The organism is Bacillus hominis (genome assembly GCF_018332515.1).
Lineage (GTDB): Bacteria > Bacillota > Bacilli > Bacillales > Bacillaceae_G > Bacillus_A > Bacillus_A hominis.
This window is the reverse complement of the sequence record NZ_BOQD01000391.1, coordinates 1-4,529: the sequence shown is the minus strand read 5'-3', so window position 1 is coordinate 4,529 and position 4,529 is coordinate 1. Positions and strand designations below refer to the sequence as shown.

Below are 4,529 nucleotides of genomic sequence, written 5' to 3'. Positions count from 1 at the left end.
ATAATTAAATCTGGTTTTAAAGAAGCAATCGTTTCAACGTTAACTTGTCCTTCATCACCAACAACTTTTACATCTTTCATTTTATCCTTAATATGCGGATACCATGGGTCACCTGTCCAAGACTTTACAGCACCGACCGGTTTCACACCTAATTCAAGTAAAGCTTCAGTTCCTTCATTAGTTAAAATAACTACACGTTTTGGATTGGCAGGAACTTCTGTTTTACCCATTGCGTGCTCAACTGTAATCGTTTCTTTTTTATTATCTTCTTTTGTAGATTCTTCTTTGTTATTTGATTTTCCACAAGCGCTTAAAAGCATTGAAAATGCTAGTAGAAATACAAATATTGTAAACGATTTCTTCCGCATGAAATTCATTATGTACCCCCTACATGTTGAGAATATTTTTCAATAGCAAGCATGATATTAAAACTTTTTGGTTCGATTGTCAATGAAAATAATTCTCATTATCGTTGACAATGAGAATTAAGTTGAAATACACTTACAACGTATCATTATACATTGAAGGGGAAACGCTGCATGTTATTAAAAACAAATCAAGCAAAATGGATTGGATTATTTGTTGGGATCATTGCAGTCGTTATTTGTATTTGGGGAAGTATTATTTTCGGATATACAAATACGAGTTGGAAATTAGCGCTAGATGCTTTTTTCCATTTTAATGGTTCAAATGAACATATTATTATTCAAAATGTGCGTCTGCCAAGGGCGTTAATTGCAGCAAGTGTTGGTGCTAGTTTAGCCATTGCAGGTTGCCTTATGCAAACTTTAACTAAGAATCCACTTGCTTCTCCAGATTTTATTGGATTAAATTCAGGTGCTGCATTCTTTATAGTTGTAGCAATTGTGATTTTTTCTGTTACATCATTATCAGCTTTCACTTGGATTGCCTTTTTAGGAACGGCAGTTGCAGCAGTACTAGTATTCGCTTCTAGTTCTTTAGGAAAAGAAGGGACAACCGCGCTCAAGTTGACATTAGCGGGTGTAGCGATAAGCGCTTTGTTTTCATCATTAACACAAGGGTTACTTGTATTAAATGAAAAAGCGCTTGAAGAAGTGTTATTTTGGCTTGCTGGATCTGTACAAGGGAGAAAGCTAGAAATATTACAATCCGTATTCCCATACTTATTAGTAGGTTGGATTGCATCCCTTATGATGGCAGGGAAAGTAAATACATTAATGATGGGGGAAGATGTGGCAAAGGGGCTCGGCCAACGAACTATTTTAATGAAATCATTAGTATTACTTATTATTGTACTGTTGTCAGGTGGCTCAGTTGCTGTTGCTGGCCCAATTGGATTTATTGGCATTGTTACTCCTCATTTTGCAAGAGCTCTTGTTGGGGTAGATCACAGGTGGATAGTACCGTATAGCGGGTTGTTAGGTGCAATACTACTAATTTTGGCTGATATAGCAGCACGATATGTCATTATGCCACAAGAAGTACCAGTAGGGGTTATGACAGCATTTATCGGGGCCCCATTCTTTATTTATATTGCACGTAAGAGAGGGCTTGGCAAATGAAGAAGTATATTCCGTTTCGTATAGGAAAAGAGGGGCTCTCGTTTTTAATGTATAAACGAGCTGTTCTAGTCTTATTAAGTTTATTAGCTATTTTAATAGGGTTATTTTTTGCCAGTGCAGGTATGGGTGATATGAAAATTGCTCCTTATGATGTATGGCAAGCGATTACCGGAAATGGCGATGCGATGTCAAATATGGTTGTAAATAAGTTTCGTATGCCGCGTATTTTAATTGCAATCCTTGTAGGAATCGCACTTGCTGTAGCAGGATGTATTTTACAAGGGCTCGTTCGAAATCCACTTGCTTCTCCTGATATCATCGGAATTACGGGCGGGGCAAGTGTTGCAGTTGTACTATTTTTAGCTATATTTAGTGATAAAAATAATGCGCTAACAGTAAGCATTCATTATATGCCGCTCGCAGCTTTTGCTGGTGCGACGATTGTTGCGTTTTTTGTATATTTATTTGCATGGAGAAATGACGGGTTATCACCAATTAGTCTTGTTTTAATTGGTGTTGGATTTTGGGCATTAACGAAAGCGGCAACGACTTTATTTATGTTGTTAGCCCCAATTTATCAAGCGAGTCAAGCGAATGTATGGATTACAGGTACTGTTTATGGTTCTTCATGGCAAAATGTTATGGTACTTGCGCCTTGGGTTCTCATTTTAACGATCATATCATTTATCGCTGCTAGACATTTAAATGCACAAGAGCTAGGGGATGATATAGCAGTAGGACTCGGTGTTCCTCTAACGAAGTCACGCGTATTCATGTTACTACTTAGTACAGCTTTAATTGGTGGAGCAGTCGCTTTCGCAGGAGGAATTGGATTTGTCGGTTTAATGGCACCTCATATTTCACGAAGATTAGTTGGCTCGTTCTACGGTGCATTGCTCCCAGTTGCGGCGATTATCGGTGCAATTCTAGTACTTGCTGCAGATTTAATTGGGCGTACAGTTTTCGCGCCACTTGAAATTCCAGCAGGGGTATTTACATCAGCGATTGGTGCACCTTATTTTATTTATTTACTTTATAAAAGTCGGAATTCATAAAGGGAGATGAATATGCAAAAAGCATTGGAGACGAAACGTTTGACGCTGTCTTATGGTGAAACAATTATTATTGATGAGTTGAATTTAGAAATTCCAAAAGGTGAAATTACAATCTTTATCGGTTCTAACGGTTGTGGAAAATCAACTTTATTACGTTCACTAGCTAGATTGTTAAAGCCAACAACTGGGGACATTTTGTTAGATAATCAAGCAATTCAAAGTATGCAAACGAAGCAAATTGCTCGTCAAATGGCGATATTGCCACAAGGGCCTCAAGCACCAGAAGGTCTTACAGTATTGCAACTTGTAAAGCAAGGACGTTATCCATATCAAACATGGCTGAAGCAATGGTCAGAAAAAGATGAGGAAATGGTACAGAAGGCACTTGCAGCAACAGGTATGACAGAATTTGCTGAGCGTGATGTTCATGCTCTTTCAGGTGGACAACGTCAACGTGCTTGGATTGCAATGACGCTTGCACAAGATACAGATATTATTTTACTCGATGAGCCAACTACATATTTAGATATGACTCACCAAATTGAAGTATTAGATTTATTATTCGAATTAAATGAAACAGAGCAAAGAACGATTGTTATGGTATTACATGACTTAAATTTAGCATGCCGCTATGCAGACAATATCGTAGCAATTCAAGATAAACAAATATATGCACAAGGTAAGCCTGAAGAAGTGGTAGACGAGAAGCTAGTGCGTGATGTATTCCGAATGGAGTGTCAAATCAGTACGGATCCGTTGTTTGGAACACCACTTTGTATCCCGCACGGAAGAGGAAGACGCATACGTAAAGAAGCTGTTCAGGCGATGAGATAAAAAAAACGATGTACTCTGTAAAATAAATAAGTAACAATATCTATCGTTTCTCCTCCATATGTCTGTTTTTGTAAGAAAAAACAAAAACATATATTTATTTTTTGTAATATATTTCATATGATTTGTAAGAGAGGGAAACGAGGAGGATTTATTTTATGTTGGTGATATTAGCAACATTTATTGCGCTTATTTGGATTGTTTTTGCTTTACCAAATGCAACAACTGTGGTAATAATTTGTATTTTATTAAGTGTACTTTATGCAGTTGCAAGAAGAATAATATGGAGTTCATTGTTTTTTTTAGGGACTGTTGTGTTCTTTTTATGGGCACTCTCAAATTCATTGTTATGGGGTGTGCTGGGATTCTTCGTAATGTTAGGTGGAGTTGGTTGGTTATTTGGTGCAGATACCATGGGTGACGATTCCAAAGGCAATGATAGTGATTTTGAGGGTGAAAATAGAAGAAAGCCTAAGAGAAGAGTTAAAGATGATGGATATCGTGATCATGGTCATGACTATGATTATGATGATGAATCTAATCGAAGAAACTCTGGATTTACGCAATTGAATAAAAAGAGCAAGAATGATGAATCTGAAGAAGAGTACCGCAGAAGGAAAGCGGAAGATGATGCATACTTTTACAGACAACGTGGTGGTTATAGACATAAGATAGATGAGGCAGATGACATTTTAGGTCGAAATCAACGAGAAAGAGACTATGAAGATGATAAGTATGAAGCTCGTTGTAGAGGATGTAATGAACCAGAAAGTCATTGTAAGTGCTGTGATACTTGTGATCAATCTCCATGTCGTTGTTGCCGTGAGTGTGATGATTATCCTTGTAAATGTTGTAGGAAGTGCAGCAGTTATCCATGTGAGTGTTGTGACGAGTGTGGAGAGGCAAACTGTCGTTGTTGTAGACGTTGCGACTCTTATCCTTGCGAATGCTGTGATGAATGTGGAGAAGCAAATTGCCGTTGTTGTCGCAGATGTGATTCGTATCCATGTGAATGCTGTAGTAGCTGTGGCCAACCGGACCGATATTGTAGATGTAGTTAATAAGAGAAAACCAAATTACTCTGTATAATAAAAAAGTA

Annotated in this window: 5 protein-coding genes; 4 read left to right on the top strand and 1 reads right to left on the bottom strand. The window is 37.6% G+C overall.

Features of this window, described 5'->3' with window-relative positions:
- Positions 1 to 377 (bottom strand): ABC transporter substrate-binding protein (locus tag KI356_RS25465; protein ID WP_212936829.1); only part of this gene is annotated, 377 nt, incomplete at its 3' end.
- A 162-nt stretch (positions 378 to 539) separates the two neighbouring features.
- Here KI356_RS25465 and KI356_RS25460 point away from each other — a divergent pair.
- From KI356_RS25460 to KI356_RS25445, 4 genes are all read left to right on the top strand, one after another.
- On the top strand, positions 540 to 1,544 hold the full coding sequence (locus KI356_RS25460; RefSeq protein WP_212936828.1) for a FecCD family ABC transporter permease: 1,005 nt from the start codon (positions 540 to 542) through the stop codon (positions 1,542 to 1,544).
- Positions 1,541 to 2,599, top strand: coding sequence for a FecCD family ABC transporter permease (locus KI356_RS25455; RefSeq protein WP_212936827.1), 1,059 nt, complete (start codon positions 1,541 to 1,543; stop codon positions 2,597 to 2,599). The genes KI356_RS25460 and KI356_RS25455 overlap by 4 nt, the downstream gene beginning before the upstream one ends.
- Before the next feature lie 12 nt (positions 2,600 to 2,611).
- Positions 2,612 to 3,433 carry an ABC transporter ATP-binding protein gene (locus tag KI356_RS25450; RefSeq protein ID WP_212936826.1) on the top strand — a complete coding sequence of 274 codons (822 nt, stop codon included), beginning with the start codon at positions 2,612 to 2,614 and terminating at the stop codon, positions 3,431 to 3,433.
- Positions 3,434 to 4,150: 717 nt separating this feature from the next.
- The gene (locus tag KI356_RS25445) at positions 4,151 to 4,519 is read left to right on the top strand and encodes a hypothetical protein (RefSeq protein ID WP_234842528.1); all 369 of its coding nucleotides are present in this window, start codon (positions 4,151 to 4,153) and stop codon (positions 4,517 to 4,519) included.
- Positions 4,520 to 4,529 lie beyond the last annotated feature (10 nt).

Bases quoted from the DNA above. Each gene is read 5' to 3' on its own strand.
- KI356_RS25460 (WP_212936828.1), top strand. From the start codon at position 540: ATGTTATTAAAAACAAATCAAGCAAAATGGATTGGATTATTTGTTGGG.
- KI356_RS25455 (WP_212936827.1), top strand. From the start codon at position 1,541: ATGAAGAAGTATATTCCGTTTCGTATAGGAAAAGAGGGGCTCTCGTTT.
- KI356_RS25450 (WP_212936826.1), top strand. From the start codon at position 2,612: ATGCAAAAAGCATTGGAGACGAAACGTTTGACGCTGTCTTATGGTGAA.
- KI356_RS25445 (WP_234842528.1), top strand. From the start codon at position 4,151: ATGAAGATGATAAGTATGAAGCTCGTTGTAGAGGATGTAATGAACCAG.